At 38.6% G+C, this 21,118-nt stretch carries 18 protein-coding genes; 8 read left to right on the top strand and 10 right to left on the bottom strand.

What is annotated here, in order from left to right; genetic code table 11:
- Positions 1-11: 11 nt before the first annotated feature.
- The 6 genes from ACNPNW_RS17320 to ispH form a co-directional block, all read right to left on the bottom strand.
- Complete coding sequence (locus ACNPNW_RS17320) at positions 12-4,241, bottom strand: pilus assembly protein (protein ID WP_448767241.1); 4,230 nt, start codon at positions 4,239-4,241, stop codon at positions 12-14.
- A 15-nt stretch (positions 4,242-4,256) separates the two neighbouring features.
- On the bottom strand, positions 4,257-5,027 hold the full coding sequence (locus ACNPNW_RS17325; protein WP_448767286.1) for a pilus assembly PilX family protein: 771 nt from the start codon (positions 5,025-5,027) through the stop codon (positions 4,257-4,259).
- Complete coding sequence (locus tag ACNPNW_RS17330; RefSeq protein WP_044109079.1) at positions 5,027-6,226, bottom strand: PilW family protein; 1,200 nt, start codon at positions 6,224-6,226, stop codon at positions 5,027-5,029. Before ACNPNW_RS17330 ends, ACNPNW_RS17325 begins: the two co-directional genes overlap by 1 nt.
- A gap of 44 nt (positions 6,227-6,270) precedes the next feature.
- A complete protein-coding gene (gene pilV / locus ACNPNW_RS17335; protein WP_044109061.1) occupies positions 6,271-6,774 on the bottom strand; it encodes a type IV pilus modification protein PilV in 504 nt (167 codons plus the stop codon).
- A complete protein-coding gene (locus ACNPNW_RS17340; RefSeq protein ID WP_448767242.1) occupies positions 6,774-7,214 on the bottom strand; it encodes a GspH/FimT family pseudopilin in 441 nt (146 codons plus the stop codon). The genes pilV and ACNPNW_RS17340 overlap by 1 nt, the downstream gene beginning before the upstream one ends.
- 162 nt (positions 7,215-7,376) lie before the next feature.
- Positions 7,377-8,327: a 4-hydroxy-3-methylbut-2-enyl diphosphate reductase gene (ispH, locus tag ACNPNW_RS17345; protein WP_448767243.1), complete on the bottom strand. Its 951-nt coding sequence runs from the start codon at positions 8,325-8,327 to the stop codon at positions 7,377-7,379.
- A gap of 133 nt (positions 8,328-8,460) precedes the next feature.
- Between ispH and gmk the strand changes: the two genes are divergently transcribed.
- From gmk to ACNPNW_RS17370, 5 genes are all read left to right on the top strand, one after another.
- Positions 8,461-9,084, top strand: a complete 624-nt coding sequence (gene gmk / locus ACNPNW_RS17350) for a guanylate kinase (RefSeq protein WP_253172633.1) — start codon at positions 8,461-8,463, stop codon at positions 9,082-9,084.
- 76 nt (positions 9,085-9,160) lie between these two features.
- On the top strand, positions 9,161-9,442 hold the full coding sequence (rpoZ, locus tag ACNPNW_RS17355; protein WP_004281186.1) for a DNA-directed RNA polymerase subunit omega: 282 nt from the start codon (positions 9,161-9,163) through the stop codon (positions 9,440-9,442).
- A 214-nt stretch (positions 9,443-9,656) separates the two neighbouring features.
- Positions 9,657-11,762 carry a RelA/SpoT family protein gene (locus ACNPNW_RS17360; RefSeq protein WP_005101314.1) on the top strand — a complete coding sequence of 702 codons (2,106 nt, stop codon included), beginning with the start codon at positions 9,657-9,659 and terminating at the stop codon, positions 11,760-11,762.
- Positions 11,763-11,837: 75 nt separating this feature from the next.
- Positions 11,838-12,221, top strand: coding sequence for a deaminase RidA (gene ridA / locus ACNPNW_RS17365; RefSeq protein WP_004281184.1), 384 nt, complete (start codon positions 11,838-11,840; stop codon positions 12,219-12,221).
- 218 nt (positions 12,222-12,439) lie between these two features.
- Positions 12,440-12,634, top strand: a complete 195-nt coding sequence (locus ACNPNW_RS17370) for a bacterioferritin-associated ferredoxin (RefSeq protein ID WP_004644972.1) — start codon at positions 12,440-12,442, stop codon at positions 12,632-12,634.
- 160 nt (positions 12,635-12,794) lie between these two features.
- Here ACNPNW_RS17370 and ACNPNW_RS17375 read toward each other — a convergent pair whose 3' ends face one another.
- Positions 12,795-13,856, bottom strand: coding sequence for an RNA-guided endonuclease InsQ/TnpB family protein (locus tag ACNPNW_RS17375; RefSeq protein WP_004281181.1), 1,062 nt, complete (start codon positions 13,854-13,856; stop codon positions 12,795-12,797).
- Between the two features lie 231 nt (positions 13,857-14,087).
- Between ACNPNW_RS17375 and bfr the strand changes: the two genes are divergently transcribed.
- Complete coding sequence (gene bfr / locus ACNPNW_RS17380; protein WP_005263858.1) at positions 14,088-14,552, top strand: heteropolymeric bacterioferritin subunit Bfr; 465 nt, start codon at positions 14,088-14,090, stop codon at positions 14,550-14,552.
- Between the two features lie 398 nt (positions 14,553-14,950).
- Here bfr and ACNPNW_RS17385 read toward each other — a convergent pair whose 3' ends face one another.
- On the bottom strand, positions 14,951-16,585 hold the full coding sequence (locus ACNPNW_RS17385) for a PglL family O-oligosaccharyltransferase (protein ID WP_448767244.1): 1,635 nt from the start codon (positions 16,583-16,585) through the stop codon (positions 14,951-14,953).
- A gap of 124 nt (positions 16,586-16,709) precedes the next feature.
- Between ACNPNW_RS17385 and ACNPNW_RS17390 the strand changes: the two genes are divergently transcribed.
- The gene (locus ACNPNW_RS17390; protein WP_448767245.1) at positions 16,710-17,843 is read left to right on the top strand and encodes a glycosyltransferase family 4 protein; all 1,134 of its coding nucleotides are present in this window, start codon (positions 16,710-16,712) and stop codon (positions 17,841-17,843) included.
- Between the two features lie 8 nt (positions 17,844-17,851).
- Positions 17,852-18,910: a glycosyltransferase gene (locus ACNPNW_RS17395; RefSeq protein ID WP_448767246.1), complete on the top strand. Its 1,059-nt coding sequence runs from the start codon at positions 17,852-17,854 to the stop codon at positions 18,908-18,910.
- Here the strand turns inward: ACNPNW_RS17395 and ACNPNW_RS17400 are convergent.
- Together ACNPNW_RS17400 and ACNPNW_RS17405 are read right to left on the bottom strand one after the other, a co-directional pair.
- A complete protein-coding gene (locus ACNPNW_RS17400) occupies positions 18,899-19,804 on the bottom strand; it encodes a glycosyltransferase family 32 protein (RefSeq protein ID WP_448767247.1) in 906 nt (301 codons plus the stop codon). The two genes, ACNPNW_RS17395 and ACNPNW_RS17400, sit on opposite strands and share 12 nt — an antisense overlap.
- A gap of 16 nt (positions 19,805-19,820) precedes the next feature.
- Positions 19,821-21,095 (bottom strand): glycosyltransferase family 4 protein, encoded by a 1,275-nt coding sequence (locus ACNPNW_RS17405; protein ID WP_448767248.1) that lies wholly within the window; start codon positions 21,093-21,095, stop codon positions 19,821-19,823.
- Between the last annotated feature and the right edge of the window lie 23 nt (positions 21,096-21,118).

A 21,118-nucleotide genomic window follows, 5' to 3' on the forward strand; every position in this document is an offset into this window, starting at 1 on the left:
ATACCTCTCCTTTACCTAATTAAACTATTTTTTTCATACCAACGTTGAGGAATTAAACACATTTGAGTCTCTTGACCAACACCTCCAGCACCAGTGGTTGTGACTAGAATTCGTCCACCCGTATTAGCACAGTAATTTGAACTACTTGCAACTCTAGATTTCTGTGCATCTTCGGTACTGCCACCACCACCGCCTTGGTCATCACAATCCTCACCTACACATACCTTATCATTGCCTGTAGTGATATTTTGAATACCAATTCCAATCGGCTCACCACGACCGCCGCCATCTGCTGGATCTTTAGACTTACACTGACCAAACGGCATACAGAAGGTGGACATAAAGCTTTCACCTTTTACACCAGCACCACAATTACCCGAGATACCAGGCTTACTACTATCAAAAGTAGAAACATAGAGACGGTAATTCATTGCTAAAGGTGTGCCAAAGACTTTTTCACTTTGTAATTTATAATCGTTACAACCCTCTCGAGTCCCATCACTTCCCGCAACGCAGTTATTAAATTGATAATACCAACCATTAGTTGAATAAGGTGCAACTGGTGTGGTGTTACTATAACGATTATCTTCGGTTAACAACGCCAAACTTTTAATGTTTTGGGTGTTTAACTTACTTGCAGTATAGAGATCTTTACGTGCAACATCCTTGTCATAAATATTATAGATCGCATCATTGACTATACCAGTTGTGCCCTCAGTATAACTTTGCAATGGCTGACTACGGTTACCACTACCGACAGAAATCACAGCAAATACATCGCCTTTTTCGTTATAAATCGAGAAGCTTGGCATATCATAAAAACGTGGACTTTTTTCAGCATTGTTTAAATCTAGCAATCGCACAGGTGTTCTTGCAAACCCTCCCAGCTTGGTTGCTTTATTATTTAAATCCACACGAAAAACCTGACCGCCTAAATCACCAAAATATAAGTGGTCGACCAAATCATCTCCATCACGATCTACAGTACGAATTTCACTGACCACACTATATTTCAAGTTAGCATCTTTTAAACCAATTGTACCGCTATTGGTGCTTGCATCACTGGTCGTTGCATTGGCATTTGCCCACCAGAGTAAGTCTCCTGCTTTCCCTGTTCCTGTCCCCGTTTCGTTCTCGGCCCTAAACATAAATATGCCTGCACCTTTTTTGCTGTCGGTCTGGTCATAAGTATCAGCTTCGTAACCTCTATCATACCCCCCCCCCACAAACATCACTAGCGTACGTTTACCACCCCAATTTACATAAGCAACACTTGGTTTAGACCAACTTTCTCCCATACAACCAAGTGGATTACTATTACTACATGTTCCTGTCGGGTTTATATGAAAATTCAACTTAGGAGCATCTATATTTTGTAAATCCAGAGAGTAATAACTGCGCCCCCCCATACGTAGACCACCAAATGCAAGTTGCTTGCCTTTTTGATTTGTGCCTTTACCTGAACCTACAGTTAAATTACTAGAACTATCAATCACATATTCGGTATGCACAGTCCAAGGCCCATCTATACCATAATAAAGATGATTAACTCCCCCACTAGTTAATGTGTAATCTGTAAAACCTTTATATTGATTATCAACCATTTCATTTGGCACAAATGCAAACTTTTCTTGTCCAGTCTTGGCATCCACAACATGTAACAAACCTTGCGTGGTACCAAAAAGTACATAATCGTCACGGTTGGTTGAGCCAATTGTTTTAGTGGTTAAGTTGTAAGTTACTTTACCTTTATTGGTTACAAGCACAGGAAGGGAGTGCATCACAGCACCTACTTGGCGAAGCTCTGGCCTTAATATAGCTGTATTTAATTCAGGATCACCAGCATCAATCCGATACCCTAACAAACTCATTACATAGTCACGTTTTGGGTCATCTTTATAAGTAGTATCGGTCAAATAATTAACATCGACTGTTCGCAATGTTGTATTACTGCTTGTAAAACTTGCTGATGTACCAGTGCCACTACCTACCCGATTCGTTAACAATTTACGTTGCACAACTCCTTCTGCTGTACTACGCAATTTAAGTTGTGACCATGCCCCACCTTTAGCAGCAAACTTTCGACTACCAAGTGTATTTTCATCAGCATCTGCAGTCGTTGTATTGTCACTAATGTTATAAGACCAAAAATCATATACTGCTGACAATAACTTACCGTTATCATCATAAGCAGGCTCTATTAAGCGACCACGATTATCATGTACATTTCTATTGCTTTTACCTTGGAGCTTGCCACCAACACCTACTGTATATTTTTTTAAGTTTCCAACCCAAAGACCATAGTCTTTATCTGGTGTAGGTTGGAATTGTTGATAATAAGCATCATCTTGCAAAACTGCAGGATTAAGTGCATCTTTTGGAATAGTTGGTGAACCTGTGGTTACAGAAGGGATCTCAGCTCCCAAATCCCCTAAGAATGAATTCACACTATTTACAATATCTTCTGAGCTATTACCTGAATACCATCCTCCTTCTCCAATTACCCCCCAATATGCTGCCGCTTCTTGGTCTGACAAGTTCGTTCTTAACAGCACATTACCATTACTATCCCTTTTAATATTACCGTTACTATCCAGTTGTAAAAATGGTTCTAAATTTTCTTCTTGAGATAAAGTCTTATTAAAAGATTCTATCGAGTTAAAATCAGAGCCAAAACCAACGACTGCTGTTTTGATTTTTAAACCCAATGGATTTTTAGTTGAGTCTAGTAGATTTTTAGTAAAGTTATGCATACAGTCCCAACCTGTACTAGAGTTTGTACAACTTAAGGTTGAACTTTTCTCCCCTAGTGCAGCTTGCATCAACCCTTTCGCATTTCCGTTATTATTAGGCACACCATCGGTTAGTACATAAATACCTTGTCCACTACATTGTTTAATCTCATTACTCTGAATCAAAGACGCTGGAGAAACATATAAAGTCCCGGCAGTATTTTTAGTCGCGGGATAAGAATACACGAAACCACTATCCGTAGTTTCGGCAGGAATGCTTTTATTTTCAAAAGCACAAGAACCACTTATTCCATCTTCTGTACATGATTTATCATAATTTAAGGTAGTAGGATTTACAGTACTAGCCTCCCCCCACTCATTACAACCACCCGCATTATATTCGGTACAGGTCTTATAATTTGGCGTCGTTGATTGAACTGAAGCCTCCTTGAAATAATAGGTAGTTTTGTTTACTTTTTCTTTTTTCAGTGCTGTGGCGACCTTTTTTTTCACCGTAGCAGAACTACCTGTACAGCTTGAAGTGGTTGTTACACCTGTATCACCATTACATTTGTAATATTTATCCCCACTTTTACGATACATATACGTTTTTACTAATGAAGTGCTAGGATAATACCTAAAATACATAGGGATACTGACAGTTGTTGCTCCTGTTGTTCTGGTTCCAAACAAATATGCAGCTGTTTCAGCATAAGCATTTGCTGTCGGTGTTCCACCCCTTGCCCCTAATACAGCAATTTCATTCAATAAAATCTGGCGCTGAGTCACTCCATTGACTTTTTCACCTAACGGTCGTGCGGGAATCCGGACCTGGCCACTGACATTATCTGCAGTGAGTGGCTGTCCATCCTTAAAACTTGTAGGACGTGAATAGGTGGATAATCCGATCACTTTAGTATCGTCTAATTTAACAATACCTTTTGAAGTGTTTCCATGTAAAAGATCGAATAAACCGTCTTTTAAACGTGTGATACGGTCATAATATTTTGCTGTACTTTTCGGTTTATAGTAATAAACAGTATCAGTCCCTGATTGGGTCATTTGGCTTGCATCTTTAGGCAAAACTGGGAGTGATTCCGTACAATCATCCTGATCCGTTGAGCCACTTGGTCCACAACTAAAATACTGATAGTTACCACTCGAGCCTGTGCGTTTATAAAAATAAGCATCGTGTTTGACTTTACAATAATAACGTTTATAGACTGGGCTCCCATTAGTAGAGTTTTCATTACTATTGCTATCGACACTCGTACCATCAGGAATATCACAAGAACTTTTGTTACCTAGTTGCTGAGGAGCACCCATACTCCCTGAAATATCCAACATAAACATAAGTGAAATATCACCAGATCTCGCTTCTTGATAAATATCAATATCGCTGGCCTGAGTGATACCACTTGCTATAATGCTGGTACAAACTGCTGCAATACCGGTCACAAGCAATTTATGGCGATAGGATTTTTCTACATTATTTAGAATCTGTTTCATCTTCCTTACTCCCAATTATACAAAGTCTTGCGCAATCAAATATTCAGTAACTTGTGAGGTAAACGGTATATTTAAATCTGCCAAGCAATCAGTAACACTCTGTCGGAAATCAGAATCTGTTGCCACAGTAGTTGCAGATGGAATCGTGACTTCACTCATGCGTGAGTTTAAGCAGGCATCAATCTCCCCTGCTGTTGCAGTGGTCAATGTTGGCATAATAGATACCGCAAATACTTTTACAGGTTTATTTTTCTCAAACTTTACACCTTTTTCATCGGTGCCATATTGCATCCCGTAGAAAGGATCATTGTCGGACTGACTTGAAAATTTCACTGCAACCTGTGTCATAACAGCACGACGCCCACTGGTAAAAAAGTTACCTGTCGTCGCTGAAACACTACAATATCCGTCTGTGCCTAAAGTATTGTTCGTTGGTGCAGAATCTCCCACTCCCCATGCCATCAAACTGGCTCGACCAATATCAAAAAAAGCATCTTCTTCCCCTAAAAAGCAAAAGACCAATTCTTTATCTTTATTGATAGCACCATTGATATAGCCAAACATACCACTAGCACTCAAACTTTGAATCAAATTCTCTTCACGCTCAATATTAAAAAACGCAGCGTCTGAGTTTTGTGTCAACAGCTGTTGCGCTTGGCTATTTGTTGCTACATTTAGCGAAACCAAACCTTGTCTTACTGCTAAAGTTCCAATAACAGTGATTGCTAACAACATAATCATGACAACAATTAATGTTGCACCACGTTGTGATGTATAAATTTTCATCATCTTTCTCCAAACGTGTTACGCAATGCGACTGTTTGAGAAATAACTTCTCGTACGTATTTGGGTGCATTCGCCGCAGGAGTCTTTAGCTTGACATGCTGATCTAACACCTGAAAAGTTTGATCATCCGAAACCATTGCATCCCCCCCTACAGCCTGATTAGAACGCACCAAAGCACCAAGTTGTAAAGATAAAATACGCGGACGAGAACCTGCTGCAAGCCCCATATAATCATTGATAGACATATAGCGATAACTATTATTATTTTGAACACCTAGTTGAACCCTAAAATGATCCACGCGCTTCATAATAATTTGTCCTGTACTTTCACCAAAAGTTGCTGTGTTCAACACCTGAGATGGTGCTCCACCCTGGACACGTGTTACACCTGTTTCCGTCAAGGCATAAAAACCCGCTTCACATGCGAGCGCCAATGGTTGATTAGGCTCATTACCTGCATTATTATCAGTTCTTAAGAAATAGCGTTGCACGATCATTTGCCGCCCGAAAGGCATATTTCCACCAGGATTTTCCACTCTAAACCTTAACTCCTGCCCTTCACAATCAAACCCTCCAACCCACTCATCATCATTTGTAGCATCTGTGCCTTTATCATCTAAAACATATTGTGGTGTGAATTGAATCGTAAGCTGATCACTGAGTATATCTGTACCCGTAGGATTACCTTCCGCATCTTCACCAATTTGTTGTACGTTTGACGCCCCTGTCCATGCTGGAGCTGCTCCTGCCGACATCCCCTGACTTCTAGATAATAAATTAACTCCTGCACTATCACCTTCAATCGTTTTATAAAGATTACTTAAAGGAATTGCATCAACTGCTGGTGAGGTCGGTGTTGCTGGAACAGCTGGTATTTGAGTTGCATTTACTGAAGAGGTTAAAACTATTCCGCCATATTTAGTTTCATCATTCACTCGTGCTGTTGTTGTATTCAAATTGGCTAATCGAATATCTTTGGCAATATAATTCAAACCAAAGTTAGCATTATCTTGCAAGTCAGACATACCTGTTTGCAGAACATAACTTTTTTGTCCTGTGAGAAACAACATTGTCGCAGCTGCAGCAATAACTAACCCTAACGCAAGTGCAATCATGAGTTCTAGCAAAGTAAAACCTGAAGCATATCCCCATGACTTATGCTCTAATTTAACCTCAATATTTCCCAGCAAAGCATTCATACAATTACTCGCAGGCGGGTTATTTGATGAATTAAGTATAGTCATTAATACAACTCCATAATCAAACAAGTTGAAACTGGGTTATAAGCTGTACTATTGGTGCAATCTCCATCGCCTGTACCATCTGTCGCAGATGTATCATTCCAAGCTACATAGACACAATTTCGCCCATCATTATTACCTTGACACTCAATGACATTCATTGTCATGCCAACCGATCTTGCGCGTGTTGTTACTTGCGACACATCAAAATCTGCAAGCTCTGCTGGTGAGCAATTAGTCGTAAAACAATTTACTGTTGAAGTTGTCTGATTATCAGGATCGCCCATTTCTTGCATATAAGTTGCTACAACCCCACGATTCACCCTCACTCGCTCCGCTAAATCTCTTGCAATATTAATGGCCTGAACCCGATAGCTACTTTCAGAAGTTGCTTCAACAGCACGGTACTGCAATGCCACAAAGCCTAATACACCGATAGCTAAAACCAACATCGCAACTAATACTTCAACCAAACCCACACCATGTTGATAGTTGTTTATTTTCATTAGCACGTCCCTTCCGTTACTTGTATGGTGCCCATCAAAGAGAGACTGATATTTTTAGATTTATTACCACCACTTTCATTACAAATAATAAATGGCTGCCCACTAATATCGGCTGCAAAGTCCTGAATTCCTCCACTTAATTGAAAAGTAATTGTAGTGGGAGAGCCTGTTTTTAACACCGCTCGGCCTCTAGGTGACCAATTTAATCGGTTTGGTGTATCTGCATCTAAAGAGTTCAACCTAACTGTAACTTCTCTACGCTCTAACACAGCTTTAGAACGTGCACTATTCAATTGACCAATCAGTTCCTGCGTACTTCTATTCAAATTTTGCTTTTCCAATAAATTAGAAAAAGAAGGCGCAGCGATCGTTGCAATAATCCCTAGTACTGCAACCGTCACCATGAGCTCAATTAACGTAAAACCTTTATTTTTTTGCACACTCTTCCCCAGCTCCAAAACTTTCCCCTATTAAAAATAATATCTATAAATTTTACAAAACCTACACAGAGTAGATAAAAGGCATAAAAAAACAGATAACTGTCATTTCACGGTTATCTGTCTATTTTTAAATAAAAAACATAATGTTAAGCAGTTAACAGTCTAGGCTTGGATTACAGGAATACGTAACTCTTTCGGTAGGCTGAATGTAATATTCTCTTCTCGCCCATCCAGCTCATGTGGTGCTTGGGCACCCCAGTCCTGTAGCCGCTGAATCACCTGTTTAATTAGAATCTCTGGTGCGGAAGCTCCAGCAGTTACACCAATTTGAGATTTACCTGCAAACCATTCCTGCTTTAGCTCATCTGCATTATCCACTAAATATGCCGCTTTACCCATACGTTCAGCCAGCTCACGTAGGCGGTTTGAATTTGAAGAGTTTGGTGAACCGACAACAAGTACGACATCACAGCGTTCAGCCAAGTCACGCACCGCATCCTGACGGTTCTGTGTGGCGTAGCAAATATCATCTTTACGTGGACCCTGAATCAGCGGAAATTTCTGGCGAAGAGCATCAATCACTTTCGCTGTATCATCAATTGATAAAGTGGTTTGCGTGACAAAAGCGACTTTTTCAGGATTGCGTACAGTTAAAGCGGCGACATCTTCTTCATCTTCAACCAGATAAATCTCACCACCATTTTTTTTGTCATATTGCCCCATGGTACCTTCGACTTCAGGGTGACCTTCATGACCAATTAAGATAGCCTCTACACCTTCACGGGCATATTTGGTGACTTCAATATGTACCTTAGTCACTAAGGGACAAGTCGCATCAAAAACCTTCAGACCACGACGTTCGGCTTCTTGTTGTACCGCTTTCGAAACACCATGTGCGCTAAAAATCACGATATTATCGTCAGGAACTTCGTCGAGTTCATCGACAAAAATTGCACCACGCTGACGCAAGTCATCGACGACAAATTTGTTATGCACCACTTCATGCCGCACATAAATCGGTGGGTTAAAGCATTCTAGGGCACGGTTCACGATCGCAATGGCACGATCTACACCAGCACAAAAACCACGCGGATTGGCTAAAACAATTTCCATAGAATCCTCAATACTCACACCATTTTTAGCGGTTCAATTGAAATAAATGTAAACAATCGACTGACAACTATTTAGTTTAAAGCCGCTCTACTCTAAAATAGAGAAGATATTTTATCATATCAGGAAAAATATCATGTCGGGTCTCTTGTTTGTCGTTTCTGCAGCGTCTGGAACAGGCAAAACATCCCTTGTTAAAGCCCTACTTGAGCGTGTCAACAATCTTCACGTTTCTGTGTCACACACTACACGCGGTCAACGACCTGGCGAACTCGATGGCGTGCATTATCACTTCTCCACCAAAGAAGATTTTTTAAATCTGGTCAATGAAGGTGGTTTTATCGAATACGCTGAAGTATTTGGTAACTACTACGGTACTGCGCAAGCCACAGTCAAAGAGCAACTGGCCAAAGGTCATGATGTGCTACTGGAAATTGACTGGCAAGGTGCGCAACAAGTTCGTCGACTTTTTCCTGAATCTAAACAAATTTTTATCTTGCCACCAAGCCAGTTTGATTTGCGTGAACGCCTGTCTAACCGTGGTACTGACGCAGTTGATGTGATTGAGCATCGTCTGAGCTGCGCGGTAGAAGATATGCAACAATATAGCAACTTTGACTATATCATCATTAATGATGACTTTAATAAGGCGCTGCATGACCTGGAAGCGGTGATTATCGCCAATCGTCTGGTCTTGTCTCAGCAAGCCAACCGTCATGAAAAACTAATTCAGAAACTGATTACGCCGACTGAGCAGTGATTAAAACTTGAGTCTATAGACAAAGCCTTTTATACTGTGCAGTCTGTTAAAATTTATTATTCAAACGAGAATTCTTATGGCACGCGTCACCGTTGAAGATTGTTTAGACCATGTAGACAACCGCTTTGAGCTTGTACTAGTGGCAAGCAAGCGCGCGCGTCAATTGGCACGTCAAGGTATTGAACCAACTGTAGAATGGGACAATGACAAACCGACTGTTGTTGCTTTACGTGAAATCGCTTCAGGTCATGTATCAAAAGACATTTTGAAACAACGTGATCAAGACTATCAAACATCAAGCTTGGATCTTGCACTTTCTGCAAATAATCTAAACTTAGACGGTTTTTCTTTCCAATAAGAGATCGTCACTCAAAAAGCCTAGTTCTAAACTAGGCTTTTTTTGTTATGTGACTTTTATATTTATGCCAGAACGGTTATAACATAAGGGTTAGCTATCAAGTTTGTATTGGTTTTCTGCTCTGTAGCAGCAAAAAACGATCAAGCCAAGAAATTCACATTTCTAGAATGCTTTCAGGTTTTATTTGTAAAAAATTCAGTTGAAAAGGTGTTTTATGCCAGGCCCACAGGTCAGTCAAGCCAAGCAGCAGTTAGAGATCATTATCGATGCGTATTTAAGTGAAAGCGATGTCGAACGTGTGCTTGCGGCCTGTGATTATGCAGATATGGCGCATGACGGGATTGTGCGTAAAAGTGGTGAACCCTATATTCTGCATCCGATTGCGGTCAGCTGTATCTTGGCGCATATGCGTTTGGACACTGAAACTTTAATGGCTGCCCTGCTGCATGATGTGATTGAAGATACTGAGTTCAACAAAGACGATATTAGCAAGATTTTTGGTTTTACCGTCGCTGAACTGGTCGATGGTGTCACCAAACTGAGTCATTCGAGCGATAAAGAATATAATAAAGCGGCTTCTTTCCGGAAAATTCTGCAAGCGACTTTACAAGATCCACGTGTCATTATTGTGAAACTGGCCGACCGTTATCACAACATGACCACTTTGGATGCACTGCGTCCCGACAAACGGGCACGTATTGCCCGCGAAACCTTTGAAATCTTTGTTCCGATGGCACGCATTGTCGGCATGAATGAAATGGCCGATAACCTGGAACATCTTTGTTATCAGAATCTAGATCTAGACATGTATAACAATGTACAGGCCGCTCTACTGGAAACCAAGCCAAAACGCTGTGAATATCAGGCCAAATGGGAAAAAAACCTGACCGAACTGCTGCAACAGAATGCCATTCAGGGTCGGATTAAGAAGAAGAATAATAATATTGAGCTACTGCGCCACTTTGTTAAAAATGACATCGATCTGCAAGAATTAACTCATAGCCATGCTTTTGAGATTATTTTACAGAGCATCGCGGACTGTGACCGACTGGCAGAAATTCTGACCCAAAGCTTTAAAATCCAGAGTTATGAAGATCATATCCGCCGTCCATTACCGGGAGGCAACCAGTCCTTGATGATGCGCTTGAAAGGCGAAGAGACGACCCTGTCGCTCACCATTCAAACCGAACTGATGCGTAAAGCAGCACGTTTTGGCGTCGTACTCGGTGAAAGTGCCCCGCAAGCCTGCCGCTCTGCGATTCAGGCATCAATGCAGAATCTGAATGTACTGGTGGATGGTGAATGTGCCAAAACCACTTTTAGTGAATTGCTCGATTATCTACACCAAGAAAAAATCTGGGTCTATACCCCGCATGGTCATTTACATGAATTGCCGCAAGGCGCCACGGCCGTCGACTTTGCTTATGCCGCGAGTTTATTCCTAGGCAACCATGCGGTCGGTGCAAAAATTAACAATGAAACCAAACCCCTTTCAACGCCTCTAGTCAGTGGTCAGGTGGTCGAAATCATTACTGATGTCCTCGCCACCCCGAATCCGGATTGGCTCAGTTTCATCAATACCCAAAAAGCCCGTCGTGCTATTCAGAATATTCTGCGCGATCAGGATCCAGACGAACAGCGTCTGGTCGGACAACAGGCACTCAATCGCGCACTGAAACTGTTTCATCGTTCTATTCGCGATCTGACTGAAGCCGACTGGAAAAACCTCTTGGAGTGGCGCCATGTTTCCAGCAAGGAACAGCTGTTTGAACAAATTGCTGTCGGTGATTTATTACCGCAACTGGTGGCCAACCATTTATTTGCCCAAGATCAGCATCAGAATATTGCCAGTTCAGACCGTCTGATTCAGGGAACAGAAGGTGTCGATGTCAAATATGCACATTGCTGTAATCCTGTGCTGGGTGATCCGATTCAGGGTCATTTGACCCGTCGCGGTTTAATTGTGCATCGTGCACGCTGTCACAACCTGCTGCATGAACAGCATCAGCATCCAGAAAATATCATGTTGTTGCAATGGACCTCTGATGATCTGGAAGATATCAGCTTTACTGCCTATCTCAGCATTGACCTGGACATGAATGACGAGCAGATTTCCGACCTAATCTATCAATGCCGTAAAGCGCATTCCGGGGTGGAAATGGTGCGCACTCAGGATGACAAAACTTACGTCAATATCGTGGTGCATAACCGTAAACAGATTGCACAGATTATCCGGGATTTACGCATGTATTTCGGTTTCCCGCGAATTATCCGTCTGGCACAGCCCGTCGTTTTCAGTGAAGCCTCTAAAGCGAGTTAATCATTTAAAACGATAGTGCTTTGATCGGCCGAATTGATCGAATATGATGTATGTCGATGATAAAAGGAGAAATTAATGTCCCGCCAAGTAATCCATACTGAAAATGCCCCTGCTGCGATTGGTACTTATTCGCAAGCCATTTTAGTGGGTGATACCTTATATCTATCAGGTCAAATTGGCCTAGATCCTTATAGTATGGAATTGGTTGAAGGCATTGAAGCTCAAATTCGCCGGGTGTTTGATAATTTAAAAGCAGTCTGTGAAGCCGCTGGTGGTTCTTTGGCAGATATCGCCAAACTAAATATTTTCCTGACCGATTTATCGCACTTTCAACTGGTCAATCAGATTATGGGCGAGTATTTTGCCCAGCCCTATCCAGCACGTGCTGCTTTAGGTGTCGCAAGCCTACCTAAAGGTGCACTGGTTGAGATGGATGGTATTGTCATCATTAATCAATAAGTTATAAAAGACTCAAATATTCATATTTCATTATTTAGCGCTAAATAATGAATTATTCTTGAGCGGAAATCTGAGTAGCACTTGGATTTCCGCTCATTTTTTATTTTTTATCTAAATCCCCGATCAAAATAAAAGCTTTTTCAAATGATTTTTATTGACAAACGATAACAATTATCAATAATATTACTTATCTTATTTAATCACTGTGGTTGTGTCCTATGTACGTTTGTTTATGCCGTGGCATTACAGATCAAGACATTAAAGATGCTATTGCAAATGGCGCTGAAAGTTATCGTGATGTCCGCGATATGTTGGACTTGGGAACTTGCTGTGGCCGCTGCGCACCAGAAGCTCGCATGATCATCAGTGATGAGGTTTCACAAATTGCAGCTCGACTGGCTGTTGCAGCATAAATTTAGAAAGATTTCTCTCTATAAGCATAATGAAAAACAATGATCTTTGATCATTACTCCTCCCCGCCTTTGACTCTGGCGGGTTTTTATTGCCATTCATCTGAGTCTGAATCGATTCGATGTCGATTTTCATTTGCTGTTCCTTGACATCCTCACCTCTCTAAATAGAGCTGATTCCTCCTGCGAGACGCTTATGCCCAAGCGCAAGTATGTTCTTAGCACTATTCAAGTCCCGATCCAGAACACTTGAACAGTTTTCACATTCCCATACTCTTATTCGCAAATCTGCTCTACCTTTCGGACTACTTGCAGTGACCTCACCACAGCATGAACACATTTGGGTTGTGAAACTTTCACTAACTTCTTCAAACCATACTCCTGCGTTCTCGCATTTATACTTGAGCATGGTCTTGAATGCTGAAAATCCGGTATCCAGAACAGACTTCGCCATCTTGGTTTTCACCAGTTTTTTCGCACTCAGATCGCCTACAACAATTAGTGCATTTTTCTTTATAAGCATCGTACTTGCTTTGTGCAAATGGTCTTTACGACAGTTTGCAATCTTGGCGTGTAATGCACGGACCCGTTTTCTATTTTTCGCTCGTTGAGCAATCCCTAATTTCTGTTCATATTGACGGTAGAACTTGGGATTTGAAATTATCGTACCATCCGAACAAGTGGCTATATCCTTTAAGCCCAGATCAATCCCAATCAAATTAGTCGCAGTCGATTTCTCAATTTTAGGGCTATTCACAACTAAGCAGACATACCAGCGGCCACGCGCATCCTCGACAAACGAACCAGTCTTGATACTGTAATTTGACAGTCCATAGCTATCCCATATTTTAAACTGATGCTTGCCATACTGGATATGGCCATCAGCATACTTGATTGCTACTTTCTTAAAGGGTATCCAACCTAGTGATCTTCTGGCTGATTTCTTATGACTGACCCGCCATTTTAGTTTAGTCTTCTTGAATTGCTTTCTGCGTATGACTAATTCTTCGGTAACAGCCTGAATGGTTTGACTATGTAACCCACAAAGCCTAGATGTACCTTTCGTATATTCAGCAATATCGTAAGCACTGAGAAATTCACCTTTTCTTTTAAGGTGTTTAAAGCTTAAATCATTGACATAATTCCAGACGAAATTCACTTCAGATGCTAATTGCTCTAATATCTTGGAATGTTTATCTTTAATACGTAATTTAAGTGTTTTCATGCGATTATTTTATCAATGAAAATAACCAATAGAATATCCAAAGTTAAAAATGTTAATTTGAAACGACATTTCATGTCGTATGGCTTAGGTCACTCATTTATATCCCTGCCTTGAAAACGAGGTTTTACGTTTGATTTGATAAATTACTCGCCATTTGCCCCTGACTTGCTTTACTATCAGGATTAGAGCGCTTTCTTAGAAAGATAAAACAGGTCCAAATGGAGTGATGCGATGAAAGGCAATCGTGATGTGATTAATCAGCTCAATCAGGTGTTGTATCACCACTTAACTGCCATTAACCAGTATTTCCTGCATTCGCGCATGTTTAATGACTGGGGCATTGAGAAACTGGGCTCGGCAGAATATAAAGAATCCATTGTTCAGATGAAACATGCCGATAAAATTATTGAACGTATTTTATTTTTGGAAGGTCTGCCGAATTTACAAAATCTGGGCAAACTGTATATCGGTCAGCATACTCAAGAAGTGCTGCATTGTGATGTACGCAAAGTCAAAGAGAATATTGAAGCCATCCAGAAAGCAGTGGCATTGGCTGAAACCCAAATGGATTATGTGACGCGTGATCTGGTTCAGGAAATTCTAGAGAAAGAAGAAAATTATCTGGATTGGACCACAACACAAATCGATCTGATCGAGAATATTGGTATCGAAAACTATATTCAAAGTCAGCTCTAATATTCGATTCAAAATAAAAAAGCCAGTATCTGCTGTAATTCTGATTAGTTAAAGAATTTAGAAATAGACTCTTTAACTTTTTAGTAGCTCACGACGGAGTCTTAACGGTTTAAATCAAATATTTGCAAATCATTTGTTACTTTGGTTTCGCCCAAATGAGAAGCGAAGCTTCGCAAGGAAGGCATCTTGCGGAGCAACACTCCTCACCGCAAAACTCGTCAGCCACCATCCATTAGTAAATTTGTCGCAGAAACAATCATTTTTTAATGCAGTCCTGCCTCAAACAGTTGCGGATGACTTTTCCATCTATCAAATATAATCCTGAATTTAAAAAAGAAAATGCCAGTCAATTGCTTAAGTGAATAGCATTACAGCATTTGCTGGCTTTTTTATTATGCTTAATGTGGCATATCCTGAATCACATCTTCATAGCTCAATTCAGTTTTCTGAATCGTATTGAGACGCTCAAGTTGATAATGTGCTTCATCTATATAGCCATTGTAAGCCAATAAACGAATATATTTTAAAAAGTTGTATGTGGTTGGGTAACTCACCACCAATTTCTCATATTGATAAATTTCCTCTTCAGTCATCTTGCTATAAGGATTGACCCGGATCCAGGCAATACGATGATTAAACTCGGTCAGCAGATAAATTGGTTTTTCATTGGTGATTTTTTCCGGCTGTTTTTCATAACGAATACTTTGTCCAAGTTTTGGCACAGCAACATCATAATCGCGATAAATCAAAATTAATAAAAGTAACCCAACAACAAAAATGAATTTCATGCCGATTGATGGCATAACTATTATTTTAATTTTTAGATTTTGCGCCAAAACTGTACCCAGAATAAAACCGACTGGCAGCAGGAAATAGGCATAATGCTGTGGAAACTCAAACATGGCATGCGTGACAAATGCCCCGATCATCAAAATTCCAATGACAGACTCAGGCGTATTCACCCATCGTTGTAACTGATAGCCCAAATAACCAAAGTATGCCAGAAATGGCAGACCAATAATTAAGCCGTTCCAGAGCAAAAAATCTAGAATAAAATTATGCGCACTTCGGATCCACACCGGGCCTTGTACGGTATCGCTGATTGAAACGAACGCTGCGCTAGTTTGATACCAACCATAGCCAAACCAAGGTTGTGCCTGAATCGCGGCAATCATTTGCTGCCAGATCGCAATACGCGACATATCTCCGGTAGCACGAGATACCACATCCCTGCTTTGTACGACGTCCGTATCCATTACTTGTGCAGCGAGCTGACTGAGTAATGGAAAAGCCACAATACAGGAAATAAAGAAAATGAACCAAGCTGTGCTGTAATACCATTTCAGGCGAATAATACCTTTATATTGATAGAACGCCAGATACAGTATGATCGCGATGGCAGCCACCCAAGCAGTACGCGACTGACTTAAAGCCACTCCCATAACAATCACTGCAGCGCAGGCAAATAGCCACTTGGTCTGAATTTTTTTCTTTTCATATAGGTAGAGGCAGCTCATAAAGGCCATGACCAAAAAAGTCGCCATATTGTTTGGTTGGGCAAAATTGGCATAGGGACGTTGAGTACCACTGATATTCACCATACCCGGCAGTACAGAATCCAGATTAGACCACTGACACAGCGCAATTAAACCCGTAATCGTCCCTGAAGCCAAAAATACATAACTCAAGTTGGTAAAGGTTTCTTCCCGATTATTGTTTCCTATACACAAGTTATAGCCCAAGACACTCGCTAGCCAGAAACTAAATACATAAATCGCTGCCATCATGGCAGTACTGAAGAAAAATACCTGTCCCATAAGAAATTGAATCAGCGGGACACAGGCGAGTAGCAATAAAGGTAAACTAATAGCGGGGATTTTTATTTTTTCTTTTAAGCCAATTCCAGCTAATGCAAATAGCGCAAAAAAGGCATACAGTTCACCGGTATAGGTGACCCATGGACGGTAATGCACGGGCATGAGCCATGCCAGGGAGATCAGGATTGCTGCGATCAGGCCAAGCGTGAATTTCATTGAAATAGTAGGCAGTGAAGATTTGGCACATGATAAACAAAAAGCAGATGGATGGGTAATCTGCATTGTAAGATCAAAATAATGTAATATATAAATCGGGGGAAATCTGATTGATTTAAATAGTATGAAACAAAAAAAAATTCTGATCGTGACTAGAAATCTTCCACCTCTAATTGGTGGAATGGAACGGTTAAATTGGCATATTGCAGATGAACTGAGGCATGAGCATAAGATATTGCTTCTAAGTCATTCTCAGGCAAAACAACAAGCACCCTCAAAATGCATTTTTTTTGGGGTAAAGTTAAATCCACTACCTATATTTTTATTGCTGGCTTTCTTTAAAACACTCTTCATTTGCTTACAGCATAAACCTGACATTATTTTTGCTGGTAGTGGTTTAACAGCACCAATTGTAGTCTTTTGGGCAAAGTTTTTTAGAAAAAAAAGTATCGTCTATATTCATGGGTTAGATATTGCTACGAATCATTGGGTTTATAATCTTGTTTGGATTCCAATGATTCGTGGTGCCAATAAAATTATTGCTAATAGCACCCCCACCCATGATATCTGCATAAAAAAAGGTGTTTCCAAAGAGAAACTATCGATTATTTATCCAGGTGTAACTTACCCACCTTTACCAAGAAATGAGCATTTAATCGAGTCAATTAAAGAAAAATATCAATTAAATAATAAAAAAATATTAATTTCTGTTGGCCGATTAACACAGCGCAAGGGGTTAAATGAGTTTGTTGACTTAGCTTTGCCTCAGATTGTAGCCAAACACCCTAATACAATTTTAGTTATCATTGGAGATACACCAAACCAATCATTAAATAAGAACCTGCAAAGTAAAGAACTCATCTTAAATACGGCTGAAAGGCATAAAATAGCAAATAATATTTTGTTTGTTGGAAACGTTAGTGATGACCGAATTTTATCTTCTTGGTACTATCTCGCAGATCTACATATTTTCCCTGTAAAACATATTCCCGATGATCCCGAGGGCTTTGGTATGGTTGCGATTGAAGCAGCCGCGCACGGCATTCCGACTGTGGCTTTTGCTACTGGTGGTATTGTAAATGCAGTTAAGCATCAAAAAACAGGTTTACTTATACCTGTTGATAGATACGACCTTTTAAGTCAAGCTATTATTTCAGCTTTGGAATTTCCCCTAAAATTTAATAAGAAAGATTGTGAAGGCTTTGCAGAAAATTTCTCTTGGCCACATTTAAAATTCAAATTTAATATTCATATCTAGAGTACGACATGAGCATTCTTTTTATAGGCAAACGTTTTTACACAAATAGAGATGCTTATACTGAAAAGTTTGGTAGGATCTATCAATTGCCTTATCATTGGTCAAAAGAAATACCAACTAAATTATGGTTAATTGATTATCATAATAAAGATAAAATATCAGATACTGATGAAGATTTAGAAATAGTTTCAACTCCCATCTTCAGCTTTTTATTTATCATGATATTTTTGAAAACGATAATCATCCATCGACCAAAAATGATAGTGGTGAGTGGAGATTGTTATATAGGATTATTAGGATATATTGCATCTAAACTTTGTTCATCCAAATTCATTTTTGATGTTTATGATAAATATGACACATTCTCAGGCTATAAAAATTTAGGTTTTAAAAATCTATATAAATTTTTATTACAAAAAGCGGATGTTTGTTTTTTTGCGAGTAAAAAATTAAAAGAAAATAGTGAAAAAATATGCAAGAAAACAATGTTGGTTCTTAATGGCGTAGACACTAATCATTTCTACCCCAGAGATATAAATCACTCAAGAGAATATTTTGATTTAGATAAACTTCATATATATATAGGATATTTTGGTAGCATGGAGTTAGAACGTGGTATTGATGATCTTATTTCTGCTGTCGAACTACTTCATCGAGAAAACAAAAATATTCATATCTTACTGGCTGGAAAAAAACGTGATGACTTAAACCTAAATCATTCATTTATACATTATCTCGGCAACCTCCCTTTTAATACAGTTCCTATCGCAATGGCTTGTTGCAACCTACTGGCCTTGCCCTACAGAAATTCACAATTTTTAGATCATGCATCGTCATGTAAAATTGGCGAGTATATTGCAATGGATATTCCTATTTTAATGACTAATGCAAATAGTCTAATCCATAATATACATTTAGATTCAATTCATAAAAATGATTTAGCTAAGCATAGCGACCATATTGCATTAGCAAAAAGCATTCAACTAATTATCAATAGTAACTATGAAAAACCAAAACTTAGCTATGAAAACTGGAAGAAAATATCCAAGGAATGTTTACCTATTTAAAAAATTAGAAAAAGTGTTTTTTCGAAGATTAGCGATTAACTTTTCATATTCAATGGAAATAAGAGAAAAATAATTAGACCTATTGAAGACCAAATTTAAAATTAATGTATTAACAAAAAAACGAAAAACTATAAAAGTTTTATATAAAAAAATGTTATAGGCATTTTTTGGGTAAACAATTGGCTCAATTGATAAACTGTAATGATTCTTCATCATCCCAATATGATCATTATTCCCCTTAAGTAAACTATATTTTAAGGAGAAATCGGTATGTGACCTAGAATATCGATGAACATATTGATCTCGAAGAGGATGAATCGCTAAAGTATAGGGAATTGGTCCTGTAACCTTTAATACCCCGCGCTTTGCAACACTATGCTTCCAAGGATTATAATTTTTAATGTTATGGACAACCCGATCAATAACCGCTTTAAGAAAGGGTGATTTAGGTTTAGCAATAATATACCATTGCTGATACTCACCATGCGGTATATGACGCAACTCTATCTTAAGACCTGAACCTTTAAACTCACCATCATCGTTAGGCCAATTTGAGAGCAAAAACTCATCATCATCTTTTAATAATTGTGACAACGGTATTGTACAAGTACTTTTAATATCAAAATATGCCCCCCCATCCTTATACAACACCAGATACCTAAAAAAATCTGCCTTAGCCGCACCATAAGAACTGTTGATTGAATCATAAAGGTCTAAAAAATCCTGACCATAATGTCTAAAAATATATTCAGAACATTGATCATTATCATAAAACCTATATTCCCAATCCGGATTATTATTCTTAAGTTGCTCAGTGATTTCTGAAATATCACGAGGTATATTTTTAGAATAATAAGTCTGGTGTATGATTTGAGGAATAAGATTATTATTCACGCTTCAAACACCCATATTAAATTGATCTAATAATACAATCTAAATTATTTGAAAATTTTTCAAAAGAAAATCTTTTTATATTATCAAATCCTTTATTCACTAGATAAGTACAGTACTCATCGTCCTCCCACAATTTTTGAATCCCTTCAACCAATTCCTCAACATCTTCCGCATTATTTACAACCAAAGCAGAATTTTCAGCTACCTCAGACAATGCAGAGTTATTTGCTGTCAACACTGGGACTCCTAAAGTTTGTGCTTCAATCACAGGAATACCAAAACCTTCAAGTAAACTTGGAAAAAGAAATGCACGACAATTTTGCATTAAACATACCTTTTCAACGTCTGTTATTTCACCAATAAATTTGATCTGTACTTCATTCAAATTTAATTTATATTTCAATAAATCATATTTATTCAAATAGCTTTTATCATCTGCACGACCGGCAATAACGAATTTTAATTCCTGATTTTTCAACGTTGCTACTTCGAAAGCCTTAATTAAATTATGAATATTTTTTCTAAACTCAATAGCCCCTACAAAAAACATATATTTATTTTTATTTAAATTAAACTTATGCATTATTAGCTTATTAAGCAAAGGATCTTCACATACTTTCATTAAATCTTCATGGATAGCAATTGCTTGATAAACCACTTCAACCCTTTCCTCTAAATGAGGATAAAAACTTAAAAGACTATGACGGGCATATTCAGAAATTGCCATAATTTTATCCGCCTTAGTCACACTAAAAAGTTTTTTACTAAAAGTTGGTTGATAATAATCTTTATTCTGTAGCGGAAAAACGTCATGAACAGTTTGTATGATTTTCTGTTTTTTTGAATAAATACAAATTGGGCTTGAAGTAAAAACTATATCATTTTTATCCAAGCTTTTAAAATCTAAGCATTTTAAATTCTTACCAGGAAATCTTAAATATTGGTTTAAAAAAAAATAAAATAAAGGTTTGTTTATAAAAAAATCAATATCATCTAAATACGAATTATTAGAAATACTATTTTCAACATAAAAACCATTAAAATTATTTTTAAAAAAATATTTAAAATAATAGATCCATCTCTCGTATAAATCATGCTCGTTATAAAAAAAACCTCTAGGATTTTCTAAAGATTTATAAATATTAGCAATATCATCTTTAAAGGAGTTGGTTAAAACACCAACGGAATGATTTACACCTATAGCTCTTATCAAAGCCTGTGTAAAATAATAAATACCACGGTTATAACCACAACCCAATTCAAATGATGAAACTAATACTTTTTTATTCATAAGTAACACTCAATCAATATCTG

It is taken from the genome of Acinetobacter endophylla (assembly GCF_053543775.1).